This window comes from Thermocaproicibacter melissae (genome assembly GCF_024498295.1).
GTDB lineage: Bacteria > Bacillota > Clostridia > Oscillospirales > Acutalibacteraceae > Thermocaproicibacter > Thermocaproicibacter melissae.
In genome coordinates, this window is the sequence record NZ_CP101827.1 from 104,207 (window position 1) to 120,085 (window position 15,879).

At 50.5% G+C, this 15,879-nt stretch carries 14 protein-coding genes and 1 pseudogene; 3 read left to right on the top strand and 12 right to left on the bottom strand.

The features are described from left to right. Nucleotides 1-7: 7 nt before the first annotated feature. From NOG13_RS00575 to leuC, 3 genes are all read right to left on the bottom strand, one after another. Nucleotides 8-697 (bottom strand): response regulator transcription factor, encoded by a 690-nt coding sequence (locus NOG13_RS00575; RefSeq protein WP_283110383.1) that lies wholly within the window; start codon nucleotides 695-697, stop codon nucleotides 8-10. Between the two features lie 345 nt (nucleotides 698-1,042). Continuing rightward, nucleotides 1,043-1,525: a 3-isopropylmalate dehydratase small subunit gene (leuD, locus tag NOG13_RS00580; protein ID WP_283110384.1), complete on the bottom strand. Its 483-nt coding sequence runs from the start codon at nucleotides 1,523-1,525 to the stop codon at nucleotides 1,043-1,045. Continuing rightward, entirely contained in the window at nucleotides 1,522-2,799 is a 1,278-nt protein-coding gene (leuC, locus tag NOG13_RS00585; protein WP_283110385.1) for a 3-isopropylmalate dehydratase large subunit, read from the bottom strand. Before leuC ends, leuD begins: the two co-directional genes overlap by 4 nt. A gap of 148 nt (nucleotides 2,800-2,947) precedes the next feature. Between leuC and NOG13_RS00590 the strand changes: the two genes are divergently transcribed. Beyond that, nucleotides 2,948-3,571 (top strand): Crp/Fnr family transcriptional regulator, encoded by a 624-nt coding sequence (locus tag NOG13_RS00590; protein ID WP_283110386.1) that lies wholly within the window; start codon nucleotides 2,948-2,950, stop codon nucleotides 3,569-3,571. Here NOG13_RS00590 and NOG13_RS00595 read toward each other — a convergent pair. From NOG13_RS00595 to NOG13_RS00605, 3 genes are read right to left on the bottom strand one after another with little or no spacing between them, the layout of a single operon-like run. Further along, nucleotides 3,558-3,812, bottom strand: coding sequence for a hypothetical protein (locus tag NOG13_RS00595; RefSeq protein WP_283110387.1), 255 nt, complete (start codon nucleotides 3,810-3,812; stop codon nucleotides 3,558-3,560). The genes NOG13_RS00590 and NOG13_RS00595 overlap by 14 nt on opposite strands. A 25-nt stretch (nucleotides 3,813-3,837) precedes the next feature. Continuing rightward, nucleotides 3,838-5,493 carry a dihydroxy-acid dehydratase gene (gene ilvD, locus NOG13_RS00600; RefSeq protein WP_283110388.1) on the bottom strand — a complete coding sequence of 552 codons (1,656 nt, stop codon included), beginning with the start codon at nucleotides 5,491-5,493 and terminating at the stop codon, nucleotides 3,838-3,840. 18 nt (nucleotides 5,494-5,511) lie between these two features. Continuing rightward, complete coding sequence (locus NOG13_RS00605) at nucleotides 5,512-6,306, bottom strand: hypothetical protein (RefSeq protein WP_283110389.1); 795 nt, start codon at nucleotides 6,304-6,306, stop codon at nucleotides 5,512-5,514. 346 nt (nucleotides 6,307-6,652) lie between these two features. Here NOG13_RS00605 and NOG13_RS00610 point away from each other — a divergent pair, with 346 nt between their 5' ends. After that, on the top strand, nucleotides 6,653-7,624 hold the full coding sequence (locus NOG13_RS00610) for a carbohydrate kinase family protein (protein WP_283110390.1): 972 nt from the start codon (nucleotides 6,653-6,655) through the stop codon (nucleotides 7,622-7,624). Between the two features lie 246 nt (nucleotides 7,625-7,870). Here NOG13_RS00610 and NOG13_RS00615 read toward each other — a convergent pair. Continuing rightward, nucleotides 7,871-8,341 (bottom strand): annotated as a pseudogene (locus tag NOG13_RS00615) (CAT RNA binding domain-containing protein); the annotation flags it as partial. A 390-nt stretch (nucleotides 8,342-8,731) separates the two neighbouring features. Here NOG13_RS00615 and NOG13_RS00620 point away from each other — a divergent pair. Further along, a complete protein-coding gene (locus tag NOG13_RS00620) occupies nucleotides 8,732-9,658 on the top strand; it encodes a DUF7916 family protein (RefSeq protein ID WP_283110391.1) in 927 nt (308 codons plus the stop codon). A 139-nt stretch (nucleotides 9,659-9,797) separates the two neighbouring features. Here NOG13_RS00620 and NOG13_RS00625 read toward each other — a convergent pair whose 3' ends face one another. The 5 genes from NOG13_RS00625 to NOG13_RS00645 form a co-directional block, all read right to left on the bottom strand. Next, nucleotides 9,798-10,745 (bottom strand): SGNH/GDSL hydrolase family protein, encoded by a 948-nt coding sequence (locus NOG13_RS00625; RefSeq protein ID WP_283110392.1) that lies wholly within the window; start codon nucleotides 10,743-10,745, stop codon nucleotides 9,798-9,800. 241 nt (nucleotides 10,746-10,986) lie between these two features. Beyond that, nucleotides 10,987-12,495, bottom strand: a complete 1,509-nt coding sequence (lysS, locus tag NOG13_RS00630; protein WP_283110393.1) for a lysine--tRNA ligase — start codon at nucleotides 12,493-12,495, stop codon at nucleotides 10,987-10,989. A 111-nt stretch (nucleotides 12,496-12,606) separates the two neighbouring features. Next, a complete protein-coding gene (gene greA, locus NOG13_RS00635) occupies nucleotides 12,607-13,092 on the bottom strand; it encodes a transcription elongation factor GreA (RefSeq protein ID WP_283110394.1) in 486 nt (161 codons plus the stop codon). Nucleotides 13,093-13,212: 120 nt separating this feature from the next. Next, a complete protein-coding gene (locus tag NOG13_RS00640) occupies nucleotides 13,213-14,511 on the bottom strand; it encodes a S41 family peptidase (RefSeq protein ID WP_283110395.1) in 1,299 nt (432 codons plus the stop codon). 108 nt (nucleotides 14,512-14,619) lie between these two features. Then, nucleotides 14,620-15,867: a murein hydrolase activator EnvC family protein gene (locus NOG13_RS00645; RefSeq protein WP_283110396.1), complete on the bottom strand. Its 1,248-nt coding sequence runs from the start codon at nucleotides 15,865-15,867 to the stop codon at nucleotides 14,620-14,622. Nucleotides 15,868-15,879 lie beyond the last annotated feature (12 nt).

The following is a 15,879-nucleotide window of genomic DNA, read 5'->3' on the forward strand; positions in this document are numbered from 1 at the left end:
GAATATTTCATTCCTTTACTTCAAATTTATAACCGACACCCCACACGGTTTTAAGCGCCCATTTGTCGGAAACGCCCTCCAGTTTTTCGCGGAGGCGCTTGACATGAACGTCAACGGTACGGCTGTCGCCGTAATAATCAAAGCCCCAAACCTCGTCCAAAAGCTGGTCACGGGTAAACACCCGGTTCGGGTTGCTGGCGAGGTGATAAATCAGTTCCATTTCTTTCGGAGGCGTATCAATCTGCTTGCCGTTGACCTTCAGCTCGTAATTGGTCAGGTTAATGGAGAGTTTGTCGTAGACAACCTTCTTGACCTGATCGTCTGCATTTTTGCCAATGCGGCGGAGCACGGCTTTGATGCGCGCCACAACCTCTTTGGCTTCAAACGGCTTTACCACATAGTCGTCCGCACCGAGCTCCAGGCCCAAAACCTTATCGAACACTTCGCCCTTCGCCGTCAGCATGATAATGGGGCACTGGCTCTTTTTGCGGATTTCCCGGCAAACCTGCCAGCCGTCAAGCCCAGGCAGCATGATGTCGAGCAGCATAAGATCCGGATTCTCTTTTGTGAACATATCCAGAGCCTGTTTTCCGTCACCCGCGATAACAACCGTGTATCCTTCTTTCTCCAGATACAGTCGGAGCAATTCGCAGATATTCTGGTCGTCATCGACCACCATGATCTTGACATTCGCCATAAAGGCAGTCCCCCTTTTCTACGCTATAAAAAACTCTGCGCAAAGCGCAAAACCTTTCTGCTACTATAAACATAATTGTTAAAATTTTTTCCGTCGAAGATATGAACATTTTATAAATTTGACGGTTGCCATGTTCAACAGCATCATACCGCATTTCGCCAAAAAATGCAAAGCAATTCAAGCATCGGTAATGCCGTCCTCGCCCGGTTTTTTCATAAAAACGTATTCATAAGACCGGCAAAGGCCAAGTTTCTGCCTTTCATTGTACCCCGTTCGGAATCAAAAAGCAAAAAGGCTCTGCGCAACAAAATCTGTTACGCAGAGTCCGCAGTTTGGAGGGGCCGTTTACTTCATAATGCTGTTTAGAAGTCCACCCTTGGCGATGATATTCTGAAGGAACGGCGGATACGGCTGGGCCTGATACGTTTTGCCCGTCGTTTCATCTCTAATTGTGCCGGTGTCGAAGTCGATGGAAACTTCATCGCCGTCCGCGATTTCCTTCGCCGCAGCCTCACATTCGAGAATCGGTAGACCGATGTTGATGGAGTTGCGGAAAAAGATGCGTGCGAAGGAGCAGGCAATCACGCAGGAAACGCCGCTCGCCTTGATGGCGATGGGAGCGTGCTCGCGTGAGGAGCCGCAGCCGAAATTTTTGCCGGCAACAATGATGTCGCCCTTTTTCACGTTCTTGACAAAATCCTTGTCAAGATCCTCCATGCAGTGCGCCGCCAACTCCTCATGGGACGAAGTGTTGAGGTAGCGCGCCGGGATAATGACGTCGGTATTCACGTTGTCGCCGTAGCGGTGAACAAAGCCGTGTGCATTCATTGTCCGTTCCTCCCTTCCAGTTCCGCCGGGTCGGTCAGGCAGCCGGTAACGGCGCTTGCCGCCGCGACCGCCGGACTTGCAAGATAAACCTCCGAGTCCACATGGCCCATGCGGCCGACAAAGTTGCGGTTCGTCGTAGAGACAGCGCGCTCGCCCTGCGCGAGGACGCCCATGTGCCCGCCGAGGCAAGGTCCGCAAGTCGGCGTGCTGAACACTGCACCGGCTTCGACGAATATTTCCGCCAAGCCTTCGCGGATGCAATCGAGGTAAACCTGCTGGGTAGCCGGGATGATGATGCAGCGCACGCCGTCGGCCACTTTGCGGCCTCGAAGCACTTCCGCTGCGACACGCATATCTTCGATTCTGCCGTTCGTGCAGGAGCCGATGACGCTCTGGTCGATTTTCACGCCCTTTGCCTCGTCAATGGTCTTTGTGTTAGAAGGCAGATGCGGGAACGCCACAACGGGGCGCAGCGCCGAAAGGTCAATGGTGACGGTTTCGTCGTATTCCGCGTCATCGTCCGCTGTATACACGACAGGCTCTCTCTGGAAGCGGCCTTTTACGTATGCTTCGGTAATTTCGTCCACGGGGAAGATGCCGTTCTTCGCGCCGGCCTCAATCGCCATGTTGGCAATGGTAAGGCGGTCGGCCATGCCGAGGAATTTCAACCCGTCGCCGGTGAATTCGAGCGAGCGGTACAGTGCGCCGTCGACGCCGATTTTCCCAATCAAGTGCAGAATCACGTCCTTGCCGCTGACCCACTTCTGCGGCTTTCCCGTGAGCACAACCCGAATGGCGGACGGCACTTTGAACCACGCCTTGCCGGTAAACATGCCCGCGGCCATATCCGTCGAGCCGACGCCGGTGGAAAACGCGCCGAGCGCGCCGTAGGTGCAGGTGTGCGAATCCGCGCCGATGACGCAATCGCCCGGCCCGACAAGCCCCTGCTCCGGCAGAAGGGCGTGCTCAATGCCCATGCGGCCTACGTCAAAGAAGTTTTTAATGTCGTACTTGCGGGCAAACGTCCTTGTTTTTAGGCACTGCTGGGCCGATTTAATGTCCTTGTTCGGCGTGAAATGGTCCATCACGAGCGCAATTCGTTCGCGGTCAAAGACGGAATCCGCGCCGCATTTCTCAAACTCGTTGATTGCCACGGGCGACGTAATGTCGTTGCCAAGCACTAGGTCAAGCTTTGCCTCAATTAGCTGCCCAGCCTTTACCTCCGGCAGTCCCGCGTGCGCGGCGAGAATTTTCTGCGTCATTGTCATACCCATTGCCGTATCCCCCTTCCCCGCCCGTAAGAGGACGGTATTGTTTCCACTATTTTCCATAATAGTTTGTGTTGCGTCTATTATGGCACAGGTCTTGCGGAAAGAATGTAACAAATGATACAATTCTAGAAAAAAGAAAGGCGGTGGCGAAATGGCGGGTGCGGAAGCGAACGAATGGGCAATTCTCGAAAAGTCCCATCCCCCAAAAATTTTTGAAAAGGGCGAAATGATTTACTGGCAGGGCAGCCACGCCGAAGAATTCTATTACCTGAAAAGCGGCAGGGTACGGATTTTTCTGTGCTCGGAAAACGGCTCGGAAAAGACGCTTTCCGTCACAAAGCCGGGGCGTATTTTCGGGGAGGCCGCATTTTTCGACGGCCTGCCGCGCGTTTCCTCCGCGCGGGCGGTTACGCGCTCCGAGGTCGTCCCAATTACGCGCCGAAGACTGATGGAATGTATTCGGCAGGAGCCGCAGCTTGCCGTGAGCCTGTTCGCCTATCTGGCACAGACCATCCGAATGCTTTCGGCTCAGCTTGACACCGTCGCGTTCCAGAACGCCGATGAGCGCATTGCGCGGCTTCTGCTTCAGCTTTCGGCGGAAAGTAAGGTCGTTTCCGCCACGCATGAGGACCTCGCGGCGCTCGCCGGTGTCTCGCGGGTGACGGTCAGCCGCATTCTCAGCGATTTCTGCTGGCGCGGGTGGATTCAGACGCATTACCGTGAAATCCGCGTAATCGACATAGATGCTCTGCGGCGATTTCTCAACGCGGATTAACTGCACAGCAAAAAAGAGGGCTCCTGAGGAGCCCCCCTTTTTTATTCCAAGATTTGTCACGAAGGGAAATCATTCTGATTCGATTCCGCTTAATGGCATAAGTGACTTTTCCGCGCCGGAACACGACGAAATCGTCCCCCTTCGTAAGCAGTTCCCTCAGTTTCGTGTCACGAACTTCCAAAGGGTCCAAAATCTCATCTGCTTCCAGCGTGCTCAATACACCGTACTGCACCGTGTACATTACTAATTGCCTCCCAATGGAACAATTAGTCTTCAAACACGGCGCCGCGGGAACCGGAGGTGACGAGCTTCGCGTAGCGCTTGAGGTATCCGGTTAGCTCTTTTTCCGGAGCCTTCCAAGTGGCACGGCGCTTTGCAATCTCTGCCTCGTCAACGCGCAGGGTCAGCGTGCGGTTCGTAATGTCTACATCAATGATGTCGCCGTCCTGCACAAGTGCGATTAAGCCGCCTGCTGCCGCTTCCGGCGATACATGGCCGATGGCCGCGCCGCGCGTTGCACCGGAAAAACGTCCGTCCGTAATCAGTGCCACGCTCGAGCCGAGGCCCATGCCGGTGAGCGACGAGGTCGGGGCAAGCATCTCGCGCATGCCCGGGCCGCCCTTCGGGCCTTCGTAGCGGATGACAACGACGTCACCCTCTTTGATTTTGCCGCCTTGAATCGCCGCAACGGCGTCCTCCTCGCTGTCAAAGCAGCGGGCGGGGCCGACGTGGTGCATCATTTCGGGTGCAACGGCGCCCTGCTTCACGACGGAGCCCTCCGGCGCAAGGTTGCCCTTCAAGATTGCAATACCGCCGTCCTGACGGTAGGGGTTTTCGATTTTATGGATAACCGTGCCGTCGGCATCAGGCGCTTTTTCCAAACGCTCGCGCACCGTTCCGTCCACGGTGGGGATATCCAGATGAATCAGGTCTTTGCGGGAAAGTTCCTTCATCACGGCAGGAATACCGCCGACTTTGTCGAGGTCGGTGATGAAGATTTTGCCTGCCGGATTCAGCTTGCAAATCTGCGGGGTGGTGCGGCTCACCGCGTCAATGACGTCGATGTCGAGCGGCACGCCGATTTCATGAGCAATTGCGGTTAGATGCAGCACCGTGTTGGTGGAGCAGCCAAGCGCCATTTCGCTGCGCAGCGCATTGAGGAACGCCTCTTTTGTGAGAATATCGCTCGGCCTCCTGCCCTCTTTCAACAGCTTGACGACCGTTTCGCCCGCCTGCTTTGCCAAGCGGATGCGCTTGGAATAAACTGCCGGAATGGTTCCGTTGCCCGGAAGGGCTAAGCCGATTGCTTCCGTCAGGCAGTTCATCGAGTTTGCGGTATACATGCCGGAGCAGCTGCCGCAGCCCGGGCAAGCGGCTTCTTCCATTTCGCGGAGGTCCTCGTCAGACAATTTTCCGGCCGCGTGGCTGCCGACGGCTTCCGACATTTCGGAGAAGCCGATTCGCTCGCCGCGGAACTCGCCGGGGAGCATCGGTCCGCCGCTGACAAAAACGCTCGGCAGATTCAAGCGGCAGGCCGCCATGAGCATGCCCGGAACGATTTTGTCGCAGTTCGGAATGAACACTGCCGCGTCCAGAGGATGTGCCGTCAGCATGACTTCAATGGAGTCTGCAATCAGTTCGCGGGAGCAAAGCGAATACTTCATCCCCTTATGGTTCATGGCAATGCCGTCGCAGACGCCGATGGTCTGGAATTCAAACGGAACACCGCCTGCGTAGCGGATGCCGGCCTTTACGGCTTCGCTGATTTCGCGCAGATGTTTATGGCCGGGTATGTAGTCGCTTGCCGAACACACAACCGCCACGAACGGGCGCTTGATTTCGCTGTCTGTAAGGCCCAATGCACGAAGAAGAGCGCGCTGCGGGGCGCGGTTTGCGCCTTCCTTGATCTGATCGCTTCTCATGGTAAAACCTCCGCTCGTCTATGAAATAATTTTTTTCAGAAGTTCCATTGAGGCATTATAGTAATCATCGGCTTTTCCATCAATCGCTGTGCCTTTGTAGCGGCGAATGGAAATGCTGCAGTCGGACATTATCTCCGACAGCTTCATCTTCACGCTGGTAGTGCCCGCTTCCAGAGTAACGTCAACATTAGCCAGTTTGGGGCATTTAGCAATCGGTACGCGCATGTTATCATAATCGGTCGCTGTTTCGGAAGGATTGCTTCCGTCTAAATAAGAGAAGATTCTGTTGGTTTTCTCTTGCTGCATAAAATTAGCGTTGTCGGAAATCAGAATCATGCTGGTGCCCACGCTCATATCGGAGATCCATTTTGCCTGATACGCCTGCAGCATCTGGATGTTCTGCTGCTGTTGGGCTAAGTCGGAAGAAGGCGAGATGTTTGTTGCTGTCTTTGCGGATTCTTCGCCCGGCAGCACGAATTGCGAAACCTGAACAACGACCTTTCCATCTCCGTTCAAGTCTTTGCCGTATTTCTCCATTTCCGTGCAAATTGTGTCCAGTACAGAATCCGGATATGTCTTCTCCGTCAACAAGCCGACTGTGTAGTCCGCCTTTTCCGACGTGACGGAAGTAACAATGGACCATACAACCACAACAGCTACAAACAGTCCGAAGATAATTTTCCACTTATTGTAATACCAAAAATTCTCCCATTTCCCGTGCGGAGTCTTGTTAGCCTGTTCTGCCTTTTTTTCCGCCTCTGGATCATGTATGGTATCCTCACCAGCATGAAGGAGATAACGCTCTCGCGCCACGATATCACTTCCTTGTTTGAATCTTCGTTCTTTATCGCTGCAAATTGTTGATGTAAATTGTTATAGCTAATTTAATCTTATCACAATGAACCTTGCGGAACAATCCCAAATTTACACACCGGCATGAGTTCTCTGCGCCGGTTCCTGATTTAGAATTTGAATAATGTATCAGCATAAGTTATGGCAATTCGGTAGTTAATTAATAAATGGGGTTTAGAATACATTGACAGTATACCTAGCAATGATATAATTTTTATTACAATGTCATTTTGATGCAGAAGAGTGCCGATCATCAAAGTAATTGTAAAACCAAATGAAATAATCTGATATAGAAAGTGTGAATGACATGTACGACATCGTAGCATTAGGAGAAAGCTTAATTGATTTCACTCCAAACGGAACAAATGAAATGGGTATGCTGCAGTTTGTCCGCAACCCCGGCGGAGCTCCTGCCAATGTTCTTGCCATGTTTACAAAACTCGGCGGTAAAACGGCATTTATCGGCAAGGTCGGGAACGATGAATTCGGAAAGTTTCTGACTGCAACTATGAAAGATGCAGGAATCGACGTTTCCGCTGTTGCCGTTTCGGAAGAGATTCCCACAACGCTTGCCATTGTGCAGCTAACCGAAAGCGGCGACCGGAGTTTCAGCTTTTACCGAAAGCCCGGCGCGGACATCATGCTTTCCGCCGACGACCTAAACAAAGAAATGCTCACACATTGCAATGTATTCCATTTCGGTTCGGTTTCTTTAACGGACGAGCCTTCCAAAAGCACCACCCTAAAAGCGGCGGCAATCGCAAAGGACAGCGGTGCAATTATAAGCTATGACCCCAACTATCGCCCGCTTCTTTGGAAAAGCGAGAGCGAAGCTAAGAAAGTAATTTTGGAAGCATTGAAACTTGCTGATATTGTCAAGGTATCCTATGAAGAAATGGTTTTACTCACCGGCAAGCAAGACCTCAAAGCAGGCGCAGAAGAATTAGCGCAATACGGCGCAGTGCTTGTCATCATAACGATGGGAAGCAAAGGGGCTTATTATCACACAAAAACATCTTGCGCCCTTTCTAACACTTACGATGTAAAAACTGTCGACACCACGGGCGCGGGAGATGCGTTCTTCGGTGCTATGCTATGGAAACTGAAGGGAAAGTCGCTGGATGAAATCAGCAAGATAAGCGCTGACGAATGGAATGAAATCCTCGACTTTGCAAACGCAGCGGGTAGCCTCACCACAACGAAAAAAGGCGCTATCCCCGCAATGCCGAATCTCGCTGAAATTGAAGAATGCATGAAAAAGGTCAAAAAGATTGTTTGAGCATTTCTGCAACGAAAAGGCATATCCGCAAATTGCGGATATGCCTTTTTTGTTGAAGGGTTGGTTCTTCACAATCCGCAGGGTCAAGAATTTCAAGTGGGTCAAAAACCTCTCATGGTAGTAATCCCCGTCGTGTATTTTGAAATGTTCTTTGTTTTCCACAATATCCAGAATTCCATTCATAAGCTTCGCCGCGTCAAACGTGCCTTTTTCCGAGATATCATATTCCGCGTCCAGAATATGAATGGCAATTGAGGCAGCCTCATCGCAGGGGAATGTGATGTTGAGGCGCTTGCGAATGATTTCCAGGGCATACAGGCCAATCTGATATTCCACCGAATAAAACCGGCGAATTTCGTTTAGAAGCGGATTTGAAAAATCCAGACCGTCCCGATGCCTCTGTGCGGCAAAATGAATGTGATCGGCAAGCGATATATAGGCGCGTTCATTCAGACGCTTGTTTAAAACGCGTTTGGCATAACAGAAAATTTCATCCGTTACCTCAATATACACGGGCGGCAAAGAAGAGAACAGCGCTTTCAGCCGGTCGGTATCCTTCTGATTTTCCATACGGTAGACTTTTTGTATGGAAGCGGGATTCAGCTCCGTTCCTTCTTTCGCATGATAGCCGATCCCTTTTCCGACAACGATGACCTCCATACCATCGCTGTCCAGAGCCGTAACGATATTATTATTTATGGATTTATAAATTTTCATAATATCCTATCCACTCTTTCTGGTGAAAAACAAAAAACCAAAATTTCACAGAACGAATAATACGTTCTGTAAAACTTTGGTTTTGCCTGCATTACCAGTGACAGCCCAATATGAAATTTTATTTCACAAGCATATTATTGCTTCCATTATGATTATAGCGGGTGCAGCGCCAAAAGTCAATTACAAATTTATGGAATAGTGATAGAAAGTAATTAGATATGGGAAGCCTTTCTATGAAAATGTTTGAATTGCCGGTCATCCGCGTCTTTGCGGCTCAGGAAGTAAAATTCTATTGAAAATGCAAAATTACACTTGTCTGTCTATGGGGACAATTCTATAATGATGGCATTAAGGCCACAGATAACGCCGATACAAGAAAGGTGATTGATTATGGTAAAACGTCTGATTGACTGCAACAGCGGAGACATTGCCCAGATGGGAAAAGCCGATCTTTTGAAATCCATCGCACTCAGTGAGGGGCGTGTAATCGCTTGTGAGACAATCGGTGCGGTACCCCCTTATCTGGAAACGGTGACGAATGCAGAGTTTGCCGCCGGCATGGGAGCGGATATGCTGATTTTGAAACTTTTTGATGTAAACAACCCACTTATCTACGCTTTGCCGCCCGTAGAAAAGTCCGAAACCATCCGGGAACTAAAGCGTTTAACCGGAAGGGTCATCGCCGTAAATCTGGAACCGGCCGACCCCGGATGTGCCGCGGGCACCGAAAATCAGGTGTGGGCTCTGACTGAAGGTCGTCGGGCAACCGTTTCCAACGCCCGTACCCTGTGCGAGATGGGTGCGGACATGATTTTGCTGACCGGCAATCCCGGGATCGGCGTTCAGAACCACGCGATTACAGAGTCTTTGAAAGCAATCTCTCAGGAATTGGGAGACCGCATAATTCTCGCCGCTGGAAAGATGCATGCTTCCGGAATTCTCTCCGAATCGGGTCAAAATCTGATTACACGGCACGACATCGAGGAATTTGTAAATGCCGGCGCAGATATTATATTGCTTCCGGCGCCGGGAACCGTTCCCGGAATTACGATGGAATATATCCGCAGTCTTGTCGAGTATGCCCACAGTCTGGGGGCACTGACGATGACGGCAATAGGGACATCGCAGGAAGGGGCCGACCGGAATACCATTCGGCAGATTGCTCTGCTATGCAAAATGACCGGAACAGATATTCACCATCTTGGTGACTCGGGTTATGTGGGGATGGCGCTTCCGGAAAACATTATGGCATATTCCATTGCCGTAAAGGGTGTGCGCCACACTTACCGCCGCATGGTCCGGTCGGTGAACCGCTGAAAATTCGGCGAATCAGGCTGTTATATTAAAATAGCGGAAAAGCGTAAAAGGCGGGAAACACACGTTTCCCGCCTTGCTTTATGCAGAAATATTGACTGCCTGTTTCAGCCTTTCTTTCGATCTTCGTAGCTCCGTACAATTAGAACCCCAGTTTTTCAATAGCCCTTACAAGATTCCGACCGTATACCTCTGAACCCAACTGATTCGGATGAAGATTATCAAGGTAATATTCCGGAAGATGCGGTACCAATTCAAATCCGTCAACTACAGAAACCGATTTGTATTTCTTAACAATATCCTTTATCTTATTACAAAATCGAATAAGAGTCGGAATGCCTTCCAGATTATCGCCTCTCCAAATAGGGGTTATGCACAGAATCGGGGTATCCTTATAAATCTCGGTAAGCACTTCATAGTACTCTTCAATATCCTTCATGGTCTCGGTTCCATACTGGTTTGTGCCGAGCGCAACGATGATTTTGTCCGGCTTATAACCTTCCATCTTCATCAGTGAGTTTTTATCATAGATATATCCGCCTATGCCCTGATTGATAATGTCGTATCCAAGCAATCGGTTCGCTACGCTGACATATGTATTCCCTGACCTTAACGGTCCATATCCCTGTGTGATCGAATCCCCAAGCCACAAAACCTTTGGGCCCTTTTTTACAGGCATAATATCAGCATTAATTTCAAAATTCTTGATTACAACCGTTGCGTCTGCCGGAAGGTAAATGATGACGTTCTTCTTTTTCCCTTCCAAAGTAAATGAAATCGTTCCCTCCTCTTTGATGTCTTTTACATATACAATATCGGTAATCAGTCCATCCACACATAATTCAAAAGAATCCTGTGAACCCATCCATATTATTTTATAATCAAAAGAAATTTTAGTTGCCTCAGTAACAAACTCCAGTGTTTTCGCCGCACTCGCCGAACATCTTTCGTACCAAATAATTGATGCTTTCGCAAAATAGTCCATCTGCGCCTTACTATACTGAAACGCCTGAAGATATCCGTCCTCTGTTTCGGCAAACGAATATGCTCCGTAGTATATTTTTTTCAGCTGCTCATTGTTTAAAACCATATCATTTTCTCCTCCGCCAAGTTCAAAATTTTTACTGCCTATAAATTCCAATCTTTATTCTTTATACCACACTTTACGTGAAACTTCTACTTGGTTATGAAAATGATTCATCGAGGTCTCTTTTTGCTTAGGAATATCTGCCGCTAGATTTTCTCCTCTATGCAACAAGGGGGATAGAAGTCTCCTTCTGTCCCCCTTGTACTGTTCTCCATATATTACTTGAGTATAGCCTTTAATAGGTTTATTTCTCCAGAGGCTTCATGGTCGGGAACAGCAGAACGTCGCGAATGGATGCGCTGTCGGTCAGCAGCATCACAAGGCGGTCGATTCCCATTCCCATGCCGCCCGTAGGAGGCATACCGTATTCCAAAGCCGTGAGGAAATCTTCGTCAATCATGTTTGCTTCCTCGTCGCCCTTTGCACGCAGTTCCATCTGGCGTATAAAACGCGCACGCTGGTCAATCGGGTCATTCAGCTCAGAATAAGCGTTGGCAAGCTCGCAGCGCGCAACATACAGTTCAAAGCGTTCCACAAGCTCCGGCATATTGCGCTTGCGCTTTGTAAGCGGAGATACCTCAACCGGGTAATCGTAAATGAATGTCGGCTGAACCAGCTTGTCTTCCACCTTTTCGTCAAAGGTGAGCGCCATAATGTCGCCCCAAAGATCCGTTTCCTTCGGCTCCAGGCCAAGCTGCTTCGCGACTTCGCGTGCCTTCTCCGTGTCTCCCTTGAAGGAGAGGAAGTCGATTCCTGTGTATTCCTTAATTGCATCATTCATGGTAATGCGGCGGAACGGCGCAGAGAAGTCAAGCTCCTCACCCTGGTAGGTTACGACTTCCGTGCCGCAGGCTGCGCGCGCGCAGGCGCGAACCATGGCTTCGGTGCGGTCCATCATGCCGAAATAATCGGTGTAGGCTTCATACATCTCAATGGTGGTAAACTCCGGATTGTGCTTGACATCCATGCCTTCATTGCGGAAAATGCGTCCGATTTCATAGACGCGCTCCATACCGCCGACGATGAGGCGCTTCAGATGAAGCTCCGTTGCAATGCGCAGGTACATATCAATATCAAGCGTATTGTGGTGCGTGATAAACGGACGAGCCGCGGCGCCGCCCGGAATGGTGTTGAGCACCGGGGTCTCCACTTCAATGTAGCCCATGTCGTCGAGCATTTGACGGATGGTCTTGATGATTTTGCTGCGGCGGATAAAGGTTTCCTTGACCTCGGGGTTGACAATGAGGTCAATGTAGCGCTGGCGATAGCGAAGGTCGGTGTCCTTCAAGCCGTGGAATTTCTCCGGCAGCGGAAGCAGCGACTTCGCAAGCAGGCGAATCTCGCGGGCATGGACGGAGATTTCCCCGCGGCGTGTTTTGAACACATATCCCTTTACGCTGATAATGTCGCCGATGTCCCAGTACTTCTTGAGTTCGGCATAGCTTTCTTCGCCGACCTGGTCAATCTTAATGTAAACCTGAATCCGTCCGCTGCGGTCATAGATGTCCATGAAGCTGGCTTTGCCCATGTCGCGCCAGCTCATGATGCGGCCCGCAATGCAGACGTCCTTGTTTTCCAGCTCTTCAAAGCGGTCGCGAATCTCCTGCGCTGAAATGTCGCGCGGGCAAACTGTAATTTGGAACGGGTCTTTCCCGCTTTGGTAAAGCTCTTCGAGCTTTTTCCTGCGGATTTCGATTTCCCCTAATTCTTTCTTTTCTTCCGTGCGCTCTGTTTCCTTCTTTTCTTCGTTCATCTGTTACACATCCCGATCAATTGTTATCCGCCTGCTCCCAAACAAAAGGAACGCGGTGTTTCTTAATAAAAATATTGGCAGGGTGGTAAAACACCACTCCTGCCCTTCTCATCACTTGGAAATTGCCAAAACCTCATATTTCATTGTGCCGGCAGGAACTTCAATTTCGACAACATCACCCGTTTTGTGGTTCAGCAGTGCCTTGCCGACGGCAGATTCATCCGAGATGCTGCCTTCCAGCGGGTCTGCTTCATTGGAACCCACAATTTTGTAATTCACAATTTGGCTCGTACCCGTTGCCGGATTGGTAACGCGCAGTTCTACTTTTGAGCCGATGTGGATATTCTCGTTGCTCAGTTCGCTTTCGTCAATAACCTTCACGCGTTTGAGCATTGCTTCAATATCCGCAATGCGAGCTTCTACGATTGCCTGTTCGTTCTTGGCTTCGTCGTATTCACTGTTTTCAGAAAGGTCGCCGAATGAAAGAGCAACCTTGATTTTCTCCGATACTTCTTTTCGCTTGACACTTTTGAGTTCTTCGAGTTCTGCTTCGAGCTTTTCAAGCCCCTTCTGTGTTAAAAGAATTTCCTTTGCCAATGGAACCCCGCCTTTTTTGAAAGCCGCTGTACGCGGCCGAAAATTCTAGATAGTAAATCTTATTATAGTAAACGCAGCCCGGTCTGTCAATCATTCCGGGAAAAGGTTTTGCGGTTCCGCTCAGTCCTTCGCCGCTTCGGAAACGTCGCTCGTGGGTGCTGTGCCGGGTGCCTGCTGCACCTTTGCTCCCTGCCGCTGGAGGCCCGTCACGGCGGTCTGCACCTGCGGGTCGGAAGAAACCGGAAGATTATTGCTGTAAAATTTTTCATGGTCCTCAGCACTCAGACTCTTCATAATATCCGGCTGAACACCTGCACCATCAAATGTTTTCCCGCCTGAAGTTAGATATTCACCTGTTGCCAGAATCATCGCGGAACCGTCGGAAAGCGGCACGGCTGTTTCTTTCGTTCCAACGCCGGCTGTCTTTTCTCCGATGAGCAGCCCTTTGTTGAAATCGCGGATATCCACCGCAAACAATTCTGATGCGCCGGAGGTGCCGCTGTCGATTACGATGCTGACGGGCAGGCTGATTTCGTTGGCCTTCGAGGTGTATTCTACGGTGGTTTTACCGCTGCGGTCGCGAACGGAAACGATCGTTCCCGCAGGCAGAAGCGTATCCAACACAGAAGCCGCGGCGGACATACTTCCTCCGGCATTGCCGCGCAGATCAATAACAAGGCCGCAGACGCCTTTGTTGACAAGGTTGGCAACCGCGCTGTTGAAGTCATCCGGCGTGTTCTCACTAAACCGGCGGATACGCAGGTAGCCCACGTTGCCGTTGATGATGCTGGATTCCACCATGTGCTGCGTGTATTCCCCGCGGGTTACCGTTACGGTGATCACATTTACTCCGTTAGAGGACGAGGACGTTGACCCGCCGGAAGCGGAACGAAGAATTTTGAATGAAACCTGCGTGCCGGCAGCGCCTTCCAGCTCCTGCACAGCTTCGGCGTATGTGATTCGCACGACTTCCTTGTTGTCAATCTGGATAATGGTGTCGCCCTTCTTGATGCCTGCCTTTTCACCGGGAGAACCGGAGGCCACCGAAATGACCTTCATGTTGCCGTCGGTATCCTGAACCGTGTCAATGCCGACGCCGATACTTTTGGCGTCGGTATAGTTGCGATACTGTTTGTATTTCTTTGCCGAAAGGTACTGGGAACGGGAATCGCCGAGTCCGGAAAGATACCCGGCGCAGATTGCGTCGGTCAAAGTCTTTTCGTCAATATGGCCGACATAGTCCTGCCGAACCTTCCGGTCGATTTCACTCAGTTTGGTGTACATGGCTTGGCGCTCGTTTACGTCGGCGACCTTTGCGTTAAAGCTGTCCATGGCAAAGTTATACGTCAGTGTCACCGTCACCGCCGCGGAAAGCGCCGCAACAGACACCACCGCACCGAGAGAGAACTTTTTCCTCATTCACCTTCACCCTTCCGGCTGCCCGCTTTTCGGGCTGCCGCTTTCTTTTTGCTTCTGACATGGCATTGGGCTGCCTCCGTTTGGAAGCAGCCCGAAAGATTTTACAGACTAACCAGCGCCCAAATAAGACATTGGGCTAACAGCTTTCCCCATTTTCGATGTACCGTTTTTATTGGTATAGACATTTGGATAATCTACGCGTACTTCAAAATGAAGATGATCACCGGTGGAATTACCGGTTGAACCGACATAGCCGATAATCTGTCCTGCCGAAACATGTTGACCTTCGCTGACGTCACGTTTGCTCATGTGTCCGTAAAGGGTGACAAGGCCGCTGCCGTGGCTGATGACGACAACATTCCCGTACTTGGCAAAAGCATCTCCTCTCGAAGGTGCTGTTTCGGAAACGACGACAACTCCGTTTGCCGCCGCCACAACCGCGGCGCCGCGAATTCCGCCGTCTGCAATATCGATTCCATCATGGAATTCTCTTGGACTCGTTCGCCATCCGTAGCCGCTAAAAATTCTCGTATGTCCCGGAACAGGCCAGAGGAACTTTCCGCCGGTATATGTTTTTCCGCCGCCTTTCTGCTTCGCCATTATGGCCTTATACTGAGCGATTGCCCGATTGAGTTCCTCCGTTGTGGCCTGATACTCTTTCTCTACCTGCGCTTTGGCCGCCTCCACCTGTGATTGGTTCTTTGCAATCTCCGCAATCACTTTTTGGACTTCTGCGGATTTTTGCTTGAGCAGCGAACGATTGGACTCAAGGTCGGTCTTTTTCGCCGAAGCCTCTTTGCGGTCTTGCTCGATTTGTTTCTTCTGCTCCTGAATGCTGTTGATGTTGGTTCGCAGCTGATTCATGAGGTCGTTGTCATGCTTGGAAATGGCCCGGAGAATTTCTGCTTTGTCCGCAAGGTCCATAATATTTTTTGCGTTCAGAATAATCTCAAGGTTTGAAGCTTCGCCTGTCAGGTAAAGTGCGTAAACACGCTGTTTCAACCGCTGAAAGTCAGCCTTAATCTCCGCCTCTTTGTCGGAGATTTCCTGCTCCTTTTGGAGGATTTCGGCATTGAGCGTATCAATTTGCTCCTGCTCGTTGTCGATGAGATCCTCCAGCCCCTTTATCTGAGAATCAAGGGTATTCTTGTACTCTACTTGTTTTGCTTTGTCGTTTTTCAGCTTTGCAATCTGCGATTCATACTTCTTCTGTTGCTGTTTCAAGGCAGATTGCTTGCTGCGCAGCTGATCCATGGACGCAGCCTTCACAGGAACATTTCCCGCGGAAACCGAAAAGACGATGGCCAGCGAAAGCACTGCTGCCGCCAACTTCTTAAAAAATCGTCTTCCGTTCAAGAGAATTCTCCT